Source organism: Agrobacterium tumefaciens (genome assembly GCF_017726655.1).
GTDB classification, from domain to species: domain Bacteria; phylum Pseudomonadota; class Alphaproteobacteria; order Rhizobiales; family Rhizobiaceae; genus Agrobacterium; species Agrobacterium tumefaciens_B.
Map to the genome: position 1 here is coordinate 554,895 of NZ_CP072309.1, position 16,732 is coordinate 571,626.

15 protein-coding genes are annotated in these 16,732 nt (G+C 58.8%); 10 read left to right on the forward strand and 5 right to left on the reverse strand.

Translation table 11 applies throughout. The features are described from left to right. Window positions 1-86 precede the first annotated feature (86 nt). The 3 genes from AT6N2_RS16665 to AT6N2_RS16675 all read right to left on the reverse strand — a co-directional run bounded on the left by AT6N2_RS16665 (window position 87) and on the right by AT6N2_RS16675 (window position 3,149). Complete coding sequence (locus AT6N2_RS16665) at window positions 87-1,049, reverse strand: 2-hydroxyacid dehydrogenase (RefSeq protein ID WP_209090289.1); 963 nt, start codon at window positions 1,047-1,049, stop codon at window positions 87-89. 451 nt (window positions 1,050-1,500) lie between these two features. Then, the gene (locus AT6N2_RS16670; protein WP_004433466.1) at window positions 1,501-2,523 is read right to left on the reverse strand and encodes a LacI family DNA-binding transcriptional regulator; all 1,023 of its coding nucleotides are present in this window, start codon (window positions 2,521-2,523) and stop codon (window positions 1,501-1,503) included. 131 nt (window positions 2,524-2,654) lie between these two features. Next, window positions 2,655-3,149, reverse strand: coding sequence for a MarR family winged helix-turn-helix transcriptional regulator (locus AT6N2_RS16675; protein ID WP_063947141.1), 495 nt, complete (start codon window positions 3,147-3,149; stop codon window positions 2,655-2,657). Between the two features lie 79 nt (window positions 3,150-3,228). On the opposite strand from AT6N2_RS16675, the gene AT6N2_RS16680 reads away from it, so the two are divergent. From AT6N2_RS16680 to AT6N2_RS16690, 3 genes are all read left to right on the forward strand, one after another. Continuing rightward, a complete protein-coding gene (locus tag AT6N2_RS16680) occupies window positions 3,229-4,029 on the forward strand; it encodes a creatininase family protein (protein WP_209090291.1) in 801 nt (266 codons plus the stop codon). A 113-nt stretch (window positions 4,030-4,142) separates the two neighbouring features. Further along, the gene (locus AT6N2_RS16685) at window positions 4,143-5,255 is read left to right on the forward strand and encodes a CobW family GTP-binding protein (RefSeq protein ID WP_209090292.1); all 1,113 of its coding nucleotides are present in this window, start codon (window positions 4,143-4,145) and stop codon (window positions 5,253-5,255) included. Window positions 5,256-5,498: 243 nt separating this feature from the next. Next, complete coding sequence (locus AT6N2_RS16690; protein ID WP_063947138.1) at window positions 5,499-6,491, forward strand: WD40 repeat domain-containing protein; 993 nt, start codon at window positions 5,499-5,501, stop codon at window positions 6,489-6,491. A gap of 128 nt (window positions 6,492-6,619) precedes the next feature. Here the strand turns inward: AT6N2_RS16690 and AT6N2_RS16695 are convergent, their stop codons facing one another. Next, window positions 6,620-7,588: a polysaccharide pyruvyl transferase family protein gene (locus tag AT6N2_RS16695; RefSeq protein WP_063947137.1), complete on the reverse strand. Its 969-nt coding sequence runs from the start codon at window positions 7,586-7,588 to the stop codon at window positions 6,620-6,622. 51 nt (window positions 7,589-7,639) lie between these two features. Next, window positions 7,640-8,605 (reverse strand): glycosyltransferase family A protein, encoded by a 966-nt coding sequence (locus AT6N2_RS16700; RefSeq protein WP_063947136.1) that lies wholly within the window; start codon window positions 8,603-8,605, stop codon window positions 7,640-7,642. 117 nt (window positions 8,606-8,722) lie between these two features. Here AT6N2_RS16700 and AT6N2_RS16705 point away from each other — a divergent pair, with 117 nt between their 5' ends. The 7 genes from AT6N2_RS16705 to AT6N2_RS16735 all read left to right on the forward strand — a co-directional run bounded on the left by AT6N2_RS16705 (window position 8,723) and on the right by AT6N2_RS16735 (window position 16,716). Continuing rightward, window positions 8,723-10,201 (forward strand): lipopolysaccharide biosynthesis protein, encoded by a 1,479-nt coding sequence (locus AT6N2_RS16705; protein ID WP_209090295.1) that lies wholly within the window; start codon window positions 8,723-8,725, stop codon window positions 10,199-10,201. Between the two features lie 371 nt (window positions 10,202-10,572). After that, the gene (locus AT6N2_RS16710; protein ID WP_209090297.1) at window positions 10,573-11,721 is read left to right on the forward strand and encodes an acyltransferase family protein; all 1,149 of its coding nucleotides are present in this window, start codon (window positions 10,573-10,575) and stop codon (window positions 11,719-11,721) included. A 4-nt stretch (window positions 11,722-11,725) separates the two neighbouring features. Beyond that, window positions 11,726-12,517, forward strand: coding sequence for a glycoside hydrolase family 16 protein (locus tag AT6N2_RS16715; RefSeq protein ID WP_209090298.1), 792 nt, complete (start codon window positions 11,726-11,728; stop codon window positions 12,515-12,517). A gap of 65 nt (window positions 12,518-12,582) precedes the next feature. Continuing rightward, entirely contained in the window at window positions 12,583-13,764 is a 1,182-nt protein-coding gene (locus tag AT6N2_RS16720) for a glycosyl transferase family 1 (protein ID WP_209090300.1), read from the forward strand. 17 nt (window positions 13,765-13,781) lie between these two features. Then, entirely contained in the window at window positions 13,782-14,780 is a 999-nt protein-coding gene (locus tag AT6N2_RS16725; protein WP_209090302.1) for a glycosyltransferase family 2 protein, read from the forward strand. Next, on the forward strand, window positions 14,777-15,721 hold the full coding sequence (locus tag AT6N2_RS16730; protein ID WP_209090303.1) for a glycosyltransferase: 945 nt from the start codon (window positions 14,777-14,779) through the stop codon (window positions 15,719-15,721). The genes AT6N2_RS16725 and AT6N2_RS16730 overlap by 4 nt, the downstream gene beginning before the upstream one ends. Further along, window positions 15,721-16,716, forward strand: a complete 996-nt coding sequence (locus tag AT6N2_RS16735) for a glycosyltransferase family 2 protein (protein ID WP_209090305.1) — start codon at window positions 15,721-15,723, stop codon at window positions 16,714-16,716. Before AT6N2_RS16730 ends, AT6N2_RS16735 begins: the two co-directional genes overlap by 1 nt. Window positions 16,717-16,732: the final 16 nt, after the last annotated feature.

Sequence of the window (16,732 nt, forward strand, 5' to 3'; positions counted from 1 at the left end):
GCCACGAGGTTTGGCCCGGCGGCAGTGAGATGGCCCTCAAGGGCGTGGATCGCCTTTTCATGGGCCAGGAGCCGACGCAGGAAGTATCATTCCTTGACGGGCGTTTCCGGCACCGGCGTCAGCACCTTGCCGTCCCTGAACCAGCCGAGAATATTATCGGCCACCAGATCGGCCATGGCATTGCGCGTCGGAACCGAGGCGGAGGCAACATGCGGCAGCAGGGACACATTTGGAAGCGACAGGAAGGTTTCCGGCACCTTCGGTTCGGCGTAAAAAACGTCGAGCCCGGCAGCTCCCAAGGCGCCACTCTGCAACGCCTCAAGAAGCGCGTCCTCATCAACGCTGGAGCCGCGGCCGACATTGATGAATATACCTTCAGGTCCGAGCGCCGTCAGGATTTCGGTATTGATCGCCTTGTGTGTTTGCGGCGTGCCCGGCACGATACAGATCAGCGTATCGACGGCCTCAGCCATTTGTTTCAGTGAGCCATAATAGGTGTAGGAGAGTTCATCCCGCTTGCTACGCGTGTGGTAACTGATCTCCACCTTGAACGGCTCCAGGCGCTTGGCGATTTCCTGGCCGATGCGGCCCATTCCGAACAGCCCCACCTTGCGGCCGCGCAGCGAGAACGGCGACAGTGCGAACGGACCTTCCCCAGCCCATTTGCCCTCCCGCAGCCAGGTTTCGGCCTGATAAAGACGGCGCACCGTGTTGATAAGCAGAGCAATCGTCGTATCCGCCACTTCGTCATTCAGCACATCAGGCGTATTTGTCACCACGATGCCGCGCGTCGCCGCATGCTTGGCGTCGACACCGTCGTAGCCCACGCCGAAATTGGCGATAATCTCGAGCTTCGGCAGGGCATCGATCCAATTGGCGTTGACGGCGCCGGAAACAGCAATGGCGTTGACGCGCTCGGCCGCACCCTCAGGCAGAACCGGCTCGGCGCCCGCAGGCGCAGCAACGATCTCGACCTTGCCTTCGAGGCGTTCGAGAACGCGCGGATTGATCTTGCCGGGAACGAGAACGACGGCCTTTTTGTCAGACATGAGCGGATATTCCTCCTGATAACATTCCAATAGCCGGAGCGGGTTGCAGTCAAACTACTCGCCACCCCGCCCCTTCCGGCCGCGATCTTTTCAAACAACGGCTGCCGTGAAAAGGCCAATTAGGGGATGTTATGGGGCAGACAGAGGTTTCATGCCGATTTTTTGTGGCGTCCGCCACCGGCAAACGGACCGGATCCACGACTGTCCGGTTCAAATCGAAAAAGCTATGGGGAGGACGTAAACATATAGCTTCCGTCATTCCGGCCCTGAGCCGGAATTGAGCCGCAGCGCGTCCGCGCGGCGAGAAGAGTCTTTTCAGCCCAATGACTTGGGCTTGCTGGATACCGGCTCAAGGCCGGTATGACGGAGGAAGGAAACGTCGCCGGCGACTATGGGCAACGCGCAGTCAGCCGGCTCAGGGTCGGAATAACTGATAAAAGCGATACCGAGCTCACACCCGCGGCCGCACCGGGCCGGTCGATTGCCGGATTCGCATTTCCGGCTTGATGAGATGAATGCCGTCAGGTTCATGGCTGCCCGCGAGCCGGTCCAGCAGCGCCCGAGCTGCCAGGCGCCCAACCTCGGCCTGGCCGTTGGAAACGGTGGTCAGCGCCGGGGTGGCGATGGCAGCTTCCTCCAGATCGTCGTAACCGGTGACCGATATATCGACACCTGGCACCAGACCGGCGCGGGAGATGCCGTTCATCAGCCCGATGGCGACGAGATCGTTCCAGCAAACGGCAGCCGTCGGCTTCTGCGGCAGCGACAGGAAATGAACAGCTGCCTCGAAGCCGCCCTGCTTGGAGCGCGGGCCGGGGATGCGCAGGTTCGGATCAACCTCGATGCCCGCCTTGCGTAGCGCGTTGACATAACCCTGGTAACGATCACGGCCGGTCGAGGTCTGGTCAGTGCCGCCAACCATGGCGATAGTGCGGTGGCCGAGGCTGATCAGGTGATTGGTGGCGAGCGAAATGCCGTAGCTGTCGTCACCACGATAGGTCGGCATATCGACGCCGTCCATGGAGCGGGCCACGAGAATGGCGGGCATGCCGTTCTCTTCGGCGAGCGTCATGTCCTCGATCGGCGTACCGATCGCCGGGGACATGATGATGCCGTCAGACCCGAGCTGCAGCAGCGTCTCGATGAAGGTGCGCTGCTTTTCCACCGAATCATAATGGTTGGACAGGATGAAGGTTTGGCGACTGCGATCGAGTTCGCTTTCGATGGCTTTCAGGATTTCGCCGTAAAAGGGGTTCATCACATCATGGAAGACAACCCCGACAATACCCGAGCGCGACGTGCGCAGGCTGGCGGCGCGACGGTTATAGATATAACCCAGTGCCCGCGCCTGTTCCTTGATCTTGTCGCGCGTATCGGATGCTACCAGTGGACTGTCGCGCAATGCCAGAGAAATGGTGGCAGTCGAAAGACCGAGACTCTCGGCAATCGTCGACAGTTTAACCTTTTGTGCCATGGCATTCCTCCCTAAACGCATGTCAACGGCGCATGTCCATTTAAACTGCAATTAAACAATTTAAATGAAATCCGCAACCCGTTTAAGGAACGCTTACAAAAATTCAGGACAGATTTAAAAATCAAATAAATTCATTGAAGATTTGCGTCGATAGCTTTGAGAAGCCTGACGACGTTACGAATGTCTTTGGCAGAAAAACCCGATATCGCGCGCTCGCTGCAAGTGGCGATTGAGTTGTTGATATGGTCGACGCTCTTCAAACCCGCTTCCGTCAGCTTCACCAGCGTAACGCGGCCGTCTTCTTCATCGCCGCTACGCTCCACGAACCCCTGGGCTTCCATGCGACCGATGGTGCGCGTCATGGTGGGTGCCTTGACGCCCAGTTTCTGGGCGATCTGTCCCGGTGTCAGGCTGCCTTCCTGCGCCAGAGCGAGAATGACGCCGTCCTGTCCGGCATAAAGGCCGCTTTCGGCAAGGCTATGGCTGAGCGCCGTGCGCATGGAGCGGGCAGCCTGGGTAATGGACTGCGCCAGTTCCTCCGGGTTGAAATTCTCTTCCCTGTTTTTCTTCCCTTCCTTGGCCTTCTTGCTGCCCTTGTCCTTCTTGGCGCTTTTGTCCTTGCTCATATGCGAGTGCCTTTTACCCTGTGGCGGAACCGATATATGCTGCTGGAAATCCTTATCGAATGCATGCGCGGACTGCCAGATGCCAAACTCATACACGCATTATCACGACGAAAACGTAACAGAGCCCGATCTTCGCGCAACAGGGGCAATTTCCGTGCTGCCGCTCGGCGCCCATGAGCAACACGGGCCGCACCTGCCCTTCGAGACCGACACACTGATTGCAGAAGGAATCGTCACCCGGCTCGCTGCCGCGCTGCCCCGCCATCTTCCTGTTTCTTTCCTGCCGGCAGAGCCCGTCGGTTATTCCATCGAGCACATGAATGTGCCCGGCACGAAGACGCTGGGTTACGCTGAAGCCGTCGAACGCTGGCTCGGCATTGCGGAGGCGGAATATAAAAAGGGCGTGCGCAAATTTGTGATGCTGAACGCTCATGGCGGCAATTCACCACTGATGACCATCGTCGCCACCGAGGCCCGCGTCCGTTTCGGCATGCTCGCCGTGGCGACGAGCTGGACGCGCTTCGGCGTGCCCGCAAATGTCATCACCCCCGAAGACAAGGCAATCGATATCCATGGCGGCGATATCGAGACCTCCGTCATGCTGGCGCTTCACCCCGAGCGTGTGGCGATGAAAAAGGCCGCCAATTTCCCGTCGCGGCAGAGTGATTTCACCCAACGTTTCAAGCATCTGCGCGCCTACGGTCCCCACGCCTTCGGCTGGCTGATGAGCGACCTCAACCCGGATGGCGTTGCCGGAAATGCCGCCGCCGCGACCGCGCAAAAGGGCGAGAGGCTCATTTCCCATGCGGTCAACGGCCTTCTCGAACTGCTTGAAGATATCCAGGCTTTTGACATAACGTTATTTCATAACAAAACTTGAGTGGCACGGCCGAATTCGACCAAAATCTCTTTGAACTGCCGCGGCGTCGCGCCTATATGGACGTCAACACATCTTCCTGAGGCGATCAGGCCTCTCTCCACACGGGGTTTTCCATGACCGAAACAGCAGCAGCCAAGCCCATTCCAGTCACCGTCCTGACGGGATATCTCGGTGCAGGCAAGACGACGCTTCTCAACCGCATTCTCTCCGAGAACCACGGAAAGAAATACGCTGTCATCGTCAATGAATTCGGTGAGATCGGCATCGACAACGATCTGATCGTCGAATCCGATGAAGAAATCTATGAAATGAACAATGGCTGCGTGTGCTGCACGGTGCGTGGTGACCTCATCCGCGTCGTGGAAGGCCTGATGCGCCGGCCCGGCCGTTTCGACGGCATCATTGTGGAAACGACGGGGCTCGCCGACCCGGTGCCCGTCGCCCAGACCTTCTTCATGGATGACGATGTGCGCGCCAAGACCGAGCTCGATGCCGTCGTTGCCCTCGTTGACGCCAAGCACCTGCCGCTGCGGCTGAAGGACAGTCGCGAGGCTGAAGACCAGATCGCCTTCGCCGACGTCGTCATCGTCAACAAGACCGATCTCGTTTCGCCCGAGGAAGTCGCCCGCATCGAAGATATCGTGCGCGCCATCAATCCTTCCGCCCGCATCTACAAGACCACGCGCTCCGGCGTCGATCTTGCCCGCGTTCTCGACCAGGGCGCATTCAATCTCGAGCGCGCGCTCGAGAACGATCCGCATTTCCTCGAGCATGGCCATGACGACCACGTCTGCGGCCCCGATTGCGACCACCACCATGATCATGACCATCACCACTACGATCATGACCACGACCACGCGCATCATCACCATGATCACGACCATGGCCACGATCACCACCATGGCGCAGTTTCGCCAATCCATGACGTCACGGTGCAGTCGGTTTCGCTGCGCGGCGGCGAGATGAATCCTGAGCGCTTCTTCCCGTGGATTCAAAAGGTGACGCAGGTCGATGGGCCCAACATCCTGCGCCTGAAGGGCATTATTGCTTTCAAAGGCGACGCGGAGCGTTACGTGGTGCAGGGCGTGCACATGATCATCGAGGGCGACCACCAGCGTCCTTGGAAGGAAGATGAAAAGCGCGAAAGCCGCCTCGTCTTCATCGGCCGTGAACTGGACCGCGAGAAGCTGGAGAAAAGCTTTAACGCCTGCCTCGCCACGGCATAGGGTTTCAAGGGCGGCACCGAGATGCTTTACCGGTTTCTCGGCACCCCTAGCGACCTCCGGCGTCGTCCTCGGGCTTGACCCGAGGACCCGATGCCGACAGCATGGAGACGGTCGGAGGCTCCGGGGTTCGCCCCGAATGCCGACCTCGACGCCAGGGTGCGGAGCCGCGTTAGCGGATCTTCGTGACTTTGGTTTGAGACCGAACCCACCGCAGAAAACACAGATACGAAAGACCAATGCCCCATGCCGACTGTTGCCCCGCTTGATATCGAAGGCCACGTGGTCTCGACCCATTTTCTCGGCGACATTCCGCTGTTTGCCACCGCCGCCGGCACCATTCACCGGCTGGATGGCGGCGAGAAGGTAACGGAGGCACATGACGGGCTTCTGACCTGCATTCGTGACCCTTACAGCGCCACGCTGCTTTCTGGCGGTGAAGATGGGCGCGTGCTGCGCATCGGCCATGATGGCAGCATCAGCGAGATCGCCAACGTGCCGCGCAAATGGGTTGGCGTCGTCGCCGGCGGTCCGCAGAAAGCGGTCGCTTATGGCGTCGGCAAGTCCAGCTTCGTGCGTCTCTCGGACGGCACGGTCAAGGAATTCAAGGAAGAGCGCACAGTGGAGGCGATCGCCTTCGCACCCAAGGGCCTACGGATTGCCGTTGCCCGTTATAACGGCGTGACGCTCCACTGGGTGGCAACCGCGGGCGATCCCGTCGATCTCGAATGGAAGGGTGCGCACACCGGCGTCACCTTTTCGCCAGACGGCAAGTTCCTCGTCACCACCATGCAGGAAAATGCCCTGCATGGCTGGAAGATGGAAGCCACGAAAGGCGGCATGGAAGCGCGCCATATGCGCATGACCGGTTATCCCGCCAAGGTTAAATCCGTATCATGGTCGGCAAAGGGCAAATGGCTCGCCTCATCAGGCGCGCCAGCCGCGATCGTCTGGCCCTTCTCCGGCAAGGACGGCCCGATGGGTAAGGCCCCGGAAGAACTCGGCAGCCGCGCCAACATCCTCGCCACCAACGTCGCCTTCCACCCGGTGGAAGACGTTCTCGCCATTGGCTTCATCGACGGCATGATTCTCGGCGTGCGCCTCGCCGACGGCAAGGAAGCCCTGCTGCGCCGCCCCGGGAAAGGCGCGATCACCAGCATGGACTGGAGCGCCACCGGCAAACTGCTCGCCTTTGCCTCCGAGGCGGGAGACTGCGGGATCATCGACATTTCAGCGTGACGGCCAACTTCAATGAAGAAGGCTGCCTGATAACCACCGTCGGCGCCGAAGGCGCCGATTGCCTTTCCGGCGTCGGATATCCAGCAAATGCGGCCTGAACAATGCTGCCGCATTTTCCGGATACATGCTTAAAAATAATCCCGCTTCACAGTGTCTAGAACCGCCGAGAAACGTTCCTTCCGCTCCTCCAGTCGGCCGTCCGGGCTGAGGCGGGGTTCTGCGCGGCTGGCCTGCCAAAGCGCCAGCGTGGAAGGGGCCGCCAGCACCTGCTTGGCGAGTTTTCGCAGCGAGCGAGATTGCGTTTCCTGTGGGCGTACCAGCACTTCGCCTTCATGCGCGGCGCCCTCATGCGGAGAAACCGAACCAGGCTCGGCGACGACAGGTGGCGGTGGTGGCGGGAAGCTCATGCCCCAGAAACGCGAGCCTTTTTTCGCCGCCTCTGCGCGGGTCGAAACGGGCACATAACGCGGCTGATACTCCACGCCGACGCTGCCGGCCCAGTCGCTCCATTTGAAGCTGTTGATCGAAGGCGAGGTGCTGACGGCAACCCACGGCACGCGAAAGGCATCCGCCAGAATTGCACCATGCATGGATTCAGCCACGATGAATTCAGACTGGGCAATGGCGCGGATGACCGCTTTCGCTTCGCCGCGCGGGTCAAGATAGGTGAGGCCTGCTGGCTCACAGACCGTTTCCCACATGCCGAACTCCGCCGATTCCCAATGGGGAACGAAGGTCTTCTTGTAAAGTTTGGGCAGGTTTTTGAAGTCAGGCATCTCCGTGACCATGACGGCGGGGTCGACAATGCCCTTTTCAGGCGCGAGTCCCAACTTGGCGGCGGTTTTTTCGCCGCGCACGCAACGAATATCCCAGAACTCGGTGCTGGTATCCGGCACCGCGCCATAACCATAACCGCTACCGATCACCAGCTTGCGCTGTTTTCCAGGCAAAAGAACGTCGTTGAGCACGGTGCCGACACCGACGAGCATGACATCGTCATGCACGTCGCGCAGACCCGGGAGCAGGAAGTCCCACAGCCAGAGGTTGAGATCGTCACCGAAATTTCCGTGATGAGATTCCCAGTGATAAGGTTTCATGAGGTCACTCCTCGGTGAAAAACATATAGATTCTTGCGGGCGAGAATTCGCTCATCTGGAGCGCACGATTTTGCCGGCGCCGAGTTCGAAAGCGGCACGCAGCAGTGCCGGATCACGCATCACCCACTTCAACAGCAGTCCGAATTCGGGCGCCTTGCGCCGTTTCAGATTGCCCGCCTGGCTCCACAGCGCCTGTTTGCGTGCCGTGTTTTTATAGGATGCAATGGAGGCGACATCGGCCGGCCGGCGTGAAAAACGCCCCTCCAGCGTATCGAGCGCCACCCAGGTGTTGAACTGCTGGCGCAGGAATTCCGGCGAGCTATTGTCGATGCTGTGGAAGATATTGACGCCCATTCCGCGCATCGCACCGGCGTCGTCACAGAGCAGCGTCCGCTTCGAAGCGAGGATGGAATCGCAGAAAAACAGCACATCTTCCGCCGCCAGTCTAAGCGCCGGATCAAAGCGGATTTTTTCAAAAAGCGGACGGCCGATCACCATGCAGGAGAGATGCAGGAAGCTCCAGTTGCGCAGCATGACACTCGCCAGATCCGGCAGTTCGATCACCAGCGGCGTCTCGGAAACGCGGGCCGCGCCCTCGTTTTTCTCAAGCTCGGAAATGGCGAAATGGTAATAAAATTCGTCACTTGCCTGCATCGAAGCCCAATAGCACTCGCCACCGAAGGTCGTGAGCGCAAAGGCTGCATTCTTGAGATGATCAGGCGTCCAGATATCGTCGGAATCCAGGAAGGCCACGTAGTCGGTGCCATCGGGCACGTTGTCCAGACCGGTGTTGCGTGCACCGCCGGGGCCGGCATTCGCCTGCTTAATGACAATAATCCGGTCTTTCTGTTCCTGCGAAATTTCCGCAAGTTCCCGATCGATCGGGTATGGCGATTCGTCATCGACGATGACAAGATCGAAGTCCTGGTAAGTCTGCGCAAAAACCGATGCGAGTGCACGTCCCAGGACGCCGTGCTGCTTTTGGTAGTAGGGAATGACGACAGTAAATCTTGCCATTGTTTCGCCCCTTGCGTTGATCAAGAAGTGTCGGGCCCGATCCTAAAAGCGGCCCCGATGGTATCGGCAACTCCCAACCGGCTTCCTCCCGCCGGCCTCCAGAAACAGGATGCTTGTATGCCCCCAGCACCAAATGTAAAGACCATCACCACGAATGTGGGCTGGAGCGTTTTATCAAAAACAGGGACATTCGGGCTTAAATTTGTCACGGTCCCCATTCTCGCTCGTCTCCTCACGCCGGAAGAATTCGGGGTGGTGGCAGTAGGACTTACGGTTGTACAGTTCCTGACCATGATCGCCGGGGCGGGGCTCACCTCCGCCCTCATCGTCGAGAAGGATGAGGATATGGAAACGATCCATACCGTCTTCTGGGCCAATCTGGCGATCTCCTGCACCATGGCAGCCGTCCTCTACATCTTCGCCGAATTTTTCGGCGGATTGCTGGGTGCGGTGGAAAGCGCATACCTGCTGCGCATCATGGCCTTCCTCATTCCGTTGCAGCTTGCTGGCGACGTTGCTTATTCGCTCTTGGCGAGGCGGATGAACTTCAGCAAGGATGCGCTCTGGAGCATGGCCTCGGAGAGCATCGCGGCGATTGCCGCGGTCGCGCTCGCCTTCATGGGGTTCGGCGTCTGGGCGCTTATCATCCAGCTTTTTGCCGCGGCTTTGATCCGCCTCGTCGGACTTTACGCCGTTTCGCGTTATTGCCCGCGTTTTGTCATGAAGCCACGCCGGCTGGTGCCGCTTCTCGGCTTCAGTTCGGGGCTGATGGGCTCGGAAATCGCCAATTTTGTCACCTTCCAGTCGCCGATGGTGGTAATTGCCCGGCACTTGGGTCTGGCGGATGCCGGCGCCTATTCCGCTTCCAACCGTTTCGCCAGCATTCCCAACCAGGTGGTTTTATCCGCCGTCATGGGGGTTCTGTTTCCCGCTTTCAGCCGCATGATGGACGACCCGCAGCGCCGGCGCGATGCGTTGATGTTTAGCACGCAGGTGCTGACCGTTCTGCTCGCGCCCATGATGTTCGGTCTCTGGGCCGTGGCCGAGCCGGCCATGCTTGTCATCTTCGGGCAGAACTGGGCTTATGCCTGGCCGGTCCTTGGTCTTCTTGCCCTATCGAAAGCCATTCTCACGCCCTGCAGCACCTTCATCCCTTACCTCAAGGGCGCTGGTTACGGGCGTGTCCTGTTCTGGTCGGCGACACTCCGTGCCGTCGTCACCACGGTCGCGGTCTGGTTCGCGGCGCTTTATGGAACGTTGATAGACGCCATGATCTGGCTCTGTATCGTCAACGCGGTCACGCTCGTCGCTTACTCCTGGGCCGTGTTCAAAGCGAGCGACACGCCATTCTTCCAGGGACTTTACGTCAGTAGCCGGCCGATGATCGCCGCTTTCGTAATGGCCGTTGCGGTGCGCTATTTGCTTCACCTTCTCGCCGATCGCGTTCCCAACGCCACCCTTCAGGTTCTTATCGGCGCTGCCGTGGGCAGCGCCATCTATGCAATACTGATCCTGCTGACCGAACGTGCCCTGCTGGGGAAAATCCTGGGCATGGTCAAATCACGGCGTGCGCCGAATACCGCAACCCAGGGTTAGAAATACCGCAGAAAAATGCGCCTCATTTCTGCCGTTAAGCGGCCATGCCACGGCGATTTTTATCGTCGTGGCATGGAGGATTGGGCGCTCTTTTTGCAGCGCAACATCACGGCAAATGACAAATTCACACGCTTCGAAGATTTTTAAGGAAACGTGATTTCCAACAAAATTATTTTATTTCAATAATTTAATTTTTTCGTGCGACAGAATTTGAACTCAAGCCAGACATTCACCCGCAAAATCTAATCTTGTGTTTTTCCCGCGTCGCCACATTTTATCCCAAAGTCGAAACCAGACTTTCCAGTGCGGGCTTAAGTTCGCTCTGGTTGCAACGCGGCGTGGGGAGACGCCGCCCAATAGGGGTGACTGATGTGACTGTCGATCAGAACCTATCCTCCCGTATCAATTTGATGCGCATATTATTGATTTCAGGAATCGTGTTCGTGCATGTTCCGCACAATGCTGAAACCAGCCCGTTTCTCGGCCTTTACGGCTTTTTCGACTGGCTGCGGGTTTTTCTGGGCGACGCCCTGTTTCGCATTGGTGTGCCCTGTCTCAGCGCCATTTCCGGTTACCTGCTGTTTCGTCGCGGCATGAGTGAATTCAATTATCCGGCAACGATCCGCTCCAAATCGAAAACCGTGCTCCTGCCCTTCCTGCTGTGGAATGGCGCGCTGTTTGCCGCCGTGTTGCTGATTCAGTTTTTCGAAGTCGGCGTGGGATATTTCCCGGATCTCTGGAACGCCGGCCCGCGTGAAATCCTGAGCCACGGGGCGGCGCTGGAACAGTTGCCGGTCAATGTACCGCTTTATTTTCTGCGCGACCTTTTCGTCTGCATTCTGCTGTCTCCTGTCCTCGCATTTCTGATGCGCCGCTTCGCGCTGCCGACCCTTGCCATTTTGCTGGTCGTGACGGCCATGCCTGATCTCACGATCTACATCGTCCAGAAAAAATCGATCCTCTTCAGCTTCTCGCTCGGTATTGCGCTTGCGTTGCACCGTGTCGACGTCAAGGCGCTCGATCCTTACGCCCTGCCGATCATGGTGCTGACCTTCATCGCCTCTGCCATTCTGGCCACCGGTCTATATTTCACCGGTCCGGAGTTCACGTTCTGGCTAAACATGTCGCGCAATCTGCTCGCTGTCTTCGGCGCGCTCGGCTTCTGGGTGTCTTCATCCATCCTGATCCGCAGCCGGCTTGGCCAGCGGCTTGCCGAGACCGGCAGTCTGAGCTTCTGGATATTCTGCGCCCATTACCCGTTGCTGGTCATCATGTGGATGATCTGGAACAAAGGCGGGCCGGACTTTTATCCGGCTTTCTATATCGCTGCGACGTTGTCTGCCTTCGTCATTCTGATCATCAGCAACGCGCAGACGCGTAAATATCTGCCCACCCTCTATTCTGTGCTCACCGGAAGCCGCAGCGGCAAACGCAAGGCGACCGTCGCCGCCGTGACAAAACGGGCCTCCATGATCGGCCCGCCCACATCCGAAACGCTTTATTCGCAACGACAGAGGTGAACCAATGACAACATTTGTCACCCGCGTTCAGACACGCATTCTTCTTGCCGCCGCCCTCTCGGCCACGGCCTTCACAGCGCCCGTCAACGCCCAGGAAGGCAACGGCACGTCCTTCATCGAGAACTTCGATTCTATGGACCGGTCTTTCTGGTACGTTTCCGACGGCTGGAACAATGGTTCCCACCAGAACTGCACCTGGTCGAAGAAACTGGCGACGGTCGAAAACGGCCAACTGACGCTTGGTTTCGATCAGCAAAAACTCGGCGAACGCAACTTTGCCTGCGGTGAAATACAGACCAAGGGCCGTTACCGTTACGGCACCTATGAAGCGCGGATGAAGGCCGCAACAGGGACAGGCCTGAACTCCGCCTTTTTCACCTATATCGGCCCGACCGACAAGAAGCCGCATGACGAAATCGACTTCGAGGTTCTTGGCAAGAACACCAATCAGGTACAGCTCAATCAATATGTGTCCGCCAAGGGCGGCAATGAAAAGCTGGTGCCGGTGGCAGGTGGAGCCGATGCCGGTTTCAACGACTACGCCTTCGTCTGGGAACCACAGCGCCTGCGTTATTACGTCAACGGCAAGCTCGTCCATGAGGTGACGGACGCGACGAAAATTCCGCAGAACGCTCAGAAAATCTTCTTCAGCCTGTGGGGCACCGATACGCTGAAGGACTGGATGGGCAAGTTTGCTTATGCCGGGCCATCGCAGATGGTCGTTGACCGCTTCGCCTTCACCGCGCTGGGCGACAAATGTCAGTTCCCGGAAAGCATCGCCTGCGCTCTGAATTGACCGGATGTTTTGAACCAAATCCCGTGCTGCGGCGTCTTTGACACGCGAACCACCCGGAACCCTGCATGACCCATATTCTCTACCTCGCGCATGATCTTTCAGACCCCGCCATTCGCCGGCGGGTGCTGACCTTGCTTGCAGGCGGGGCGCGGGTCACGCTGGCAGGTTTCCGGCGCGGGCAGAACCGGCTGGCGGAAATCGAGGGCGTCGTGCCCGTCGTGCTCGGGGAGACCGCCGACGGGAAGTTCATGCAACGCCTAGCCGCGGTGGGGAAAGCCAGCCTTTCGCTGGGCAAGCTATTGAGCGGCATCCCGACACCCGAGGTCATTCTTGCCAGAAATCTGGAGATGCTGGCTCTGGCAAAGCGCGCCATGTCGATCTATGGCGGCGAGCCGGCACTGGTTTACGAATGTCTCGATATTCACCGCCTTCTTCTCAACAAGGGCAAGCCCGGACAGCTGCTGAATGCCGCCCAGCGCTATTTTGCACGCGACGCCAAACTGCTGATCACCAGCTCTCCGGCCTTCGTGGAGCATTATTTCAAGCCCGTTTCCGGCCTCGATCTTCCTGTCCTCTTGCAGGAAAACAAGGTGCTGGCGCTCGATAGCACCTTTGCCGCCACGCCACGACCACGCGCGCCTGCGCCAGGAGAGCCGTGGAAAATCGGGTGGTTCGGCGCGCTTCGCTGCCGCAAGTCGCTGGTAATCCTCGCCGAATTTGCCCATCGAATGGAAGGCAAGGTCGAAATCATCCTGCGCGGCCGGCCGGCCTATTCGGAATTTCCTGATTTCGATGGCTTCGTGGCCGCAGCCCCGCATGTGCATTTCCATGGGCCATACAAGAACCCCGAGGATCTCGCCGACATCTATAACGAGGTGCAATTCACCTGGGCCATCGACTTTTTCGAGGAAGGCCAGAATTCCAGCTGGCTGCTGCCCAACCGGCTATATGAAGGCTGCCTTTATGGCACCTTGCCGATTGCGTTTTCCGGCACGGAAACAGCCCGCTTCATCGAAAAACGCAATATCGGCTTCGTCCTGCAACAGGCGGGCGCTGACGATCTTGCCGCCCTCTTCAACCAGATGACCCCGCAGACCTATGCGGATGCCTTCCACACCCTATCGGCAACAGACAGGAAACAATGGCTGACCGACCGCGACGATTGCCGTCTGCTGGTGCAGCAATTGTCCTCACCCGCCAAATCCGCTTCCGGCCACGCCCGTAAAGCGCAGTTTTCACCCGTGTAGTGCGTAGGGGGCAAATCATGGAAGGTTTCGGTCATTCCGGCATCAGAACGCTGATCGTCATACCCTGCCTCAATGAGGCGAAGACGATCGAGGGGCTGCTTGTCAAATTCACCGGCGCGATGCAGGGTCGCCTGTTCCGCATCGTCGTTGCCGATGGCGGCAGCACGGATGGAACGCGCGACATCGTTGCCGCCTTTGCGGCAAAGGACGAACGCGTCACGCTTCTTGCCAACCCGAAGCGTATCCAGAGCGCAGGCATCAATCTTGCCGTCGCCACCTTCGGCGAGGATTTCGATTACCTCATCCGCATCGACGCCCATGGCGATTATCCCGATGATTATTGCCAGCGGCTGATCGAGGACGCCGAGCGGACGGGTGCGGACTCCGTCGTCGTCGCCATGGATACGGTCGGCAACGGCCTGTTCCAGAAGGCCACGGCCATCGCCCAGAATTCCAAGCTCGGCAATGGTGGCTCGAAGCACCGCGAAGGCGCGAAAGGCCATTGGATCGATCACGGCCACCACGCGCTGATGCGGATTGCCGCTTTCGATGCGGTCGGCGGTTATGACGAGAGCTTCAGCCACAATGAGGATGCGGAGCTGGATTTCCGGCTGCGCAAATCCGGGTTCCGCATCTGGATGACCGACAAGACCCGCATGACCTATTATCCGCGGGCCAGCGTCATGCCGCTCTTCAAGCAATATCTCGCCTATGGCCGCGGCCGGGCCAAGAACCTGTTGAAACATCGCTCGATCCCGAAAATCCGCCAGATGATTCCGCTCGCCGTGCTGCCGGTCTTCGTGCTTGCGCTGCTGTCGCTTGTGCACTGGGCGGCACTTATTCCGCTCGGCCTCTGGATTGCCGCATGTGTGGGTTATGGCTTGTGGATGGCAATAGGTCAGAAAAATCCATACGGCCCACTCGCCGCCTTTTCGGCGATGGTGATGCATCTGGCCTGGTCCACCGGCTTCTGGCTGGAACTCCTGAAATTCCGGGGAAGAAAGGCTGTCTCATGACCGACAACACCGTCACCCGCCCGCATTTTTCGAAAACCGTCGATATCGGTATCTGCACCTACAGACGCCCGGCGCTTGTCGCCACACTTCTGTCACTCTTCGAACTGGAGGTGCCGGAAGGCGTGAAAGTTCGGCTGATTGTCGCCGATAATGACGAGGAGCCCAGCGCCAAGGCAAGCGTCGATCGCCTGCGCGAAACCGCGCCCTTCGAGATCACCTATGTGCATTGCCCGAAATCCAATATTTCGATTGCCCGCAATGCCTGCCTGTCGGAATGCAAGGCGGATTATCTTGCCTTCATCGATGATGACGAAACCGCCCCGCCGCAATGGCTCAATGCCCTTCTGAAAAAGGCGGACGAGACCGGCGCGGAAGCGGTCCTCGGCCCCGTCACGGCCGTCTATCGGGACAACGCGCCGGGCTGGATGAAACGCGGCGATTTCCATTCAACGCTTCCGGTCTGGGTGAATGGCGAAATCATCACCGGCTATACCTGCAACACGCTGCTCAAGATGGATGCGCCATCGGTGAAGGGCCGGCGCTTCGCGCTGGCGCTCGGCCAGAGCGGCGGTGAGGACACCCATTTCTTCTCGCACCTTCACGCCGCCGGCGGCCGCATCGTTTTTGCGGAAGATGCCATGCTGTCCGAACCCGTGCCGGAAAATCGCGCAAGCTTCATGTGGCTTGCCAAACGCCGCTTCCGCTCCGGCCAGACCCACGGCCGTGTGCTGGCTGAAAAGAAGCCCGGTGCTCGCCGTGCGGTTCAAGTGGTGAAAGCCGGCTCGAAAGTAGTTTATTGCGCCCTCTTTGCTGCCCTGACCAGCTTCAACGCCGTGCGCCGCAACCGTTATGCGTTGCGTGGCGCACTGCATATGGGTTCAATGAGCGGCGCCTTCGGTGTGCGTGAAATCCGCCAATATGGTGCGGTGGAGGCGACCTGATGGAAAACCTTACCTCGCCGCCCGATATCAGCTTCGTCATCGCCGCCTATAATGCCGCCGATACGATTGAAGCCGCCATTCAAAGCGCACTCGACCAGCAGGGCGTGACTCTGGAAGTGATCGTCGTCGATGACCGGTCCGCCGACGATACCATTCCCTTCGTTGAAGCGATCGCCGCCATCGATCCGCGCGTGCGGCTGCTTGCGCTCGAAGAAAACCGGGGTCCGGGCGGTGCACGCAATGCCGGTATCGAAGCCGCGACCGGCCGCTGGATCGCCGTGCTCGATTCCGACGATGTCATCCGCCCGGAGCGTTCCGCCTGCATGTTGTGCAGGGCACAAGCCGCGGGTGCAGCGATCGTTGTCGATAATCTCGATGTTGTCTACACCGATGGGCGGCCGATGGAGACGATGTTTTCGGAAGAGTTTCTTGAGGAAAGGCCGGTCCTGACGCTTGAGGACTTCATTTCCTCCAACATCCTGTTCCGCTCCACTTTCAATTTCGGCTACATGAAACCGATGTTCCGGCGCGATTTCCTCAATAGCGAGGGGCTGCGCTTCCGCGAGGACATCCGCATCGGCGAGGATTATATCCTGCTCGCCTCGGCGCTCGCCGCCGGCGGCCTCTGCGTCATCGAACCGAAGCCGGGCTATATCTACAATATCCGCGAGGGCTCGATTTCGCGCGTGCTTGAACTGCACCACGTTGAGGCGATGATGCGGGCCGATGAGGATTTCCTGAGCCACTATACTCTTCTGCCCACCGCCATGGACGCGCAGCAAGCGAGGACCCGCAGCCTTCAGCTTGCGCATAATTTTCTGACTTTGGTGGAAAACATCAAGCGCCGCTCGGTACTTGGCGCTTTGAAGACCACGATCAAAGATCCCGCCGTATTGGGGCATTTGCGAATGCCCATTGCAGTGCGGCTGAGGAGGCTGCGGGACGCGATATTTGCGCCCGCGGCGAATACAGGGGTGAAAAGGCAGATTTCATAAAATTTGCGCGCGGACC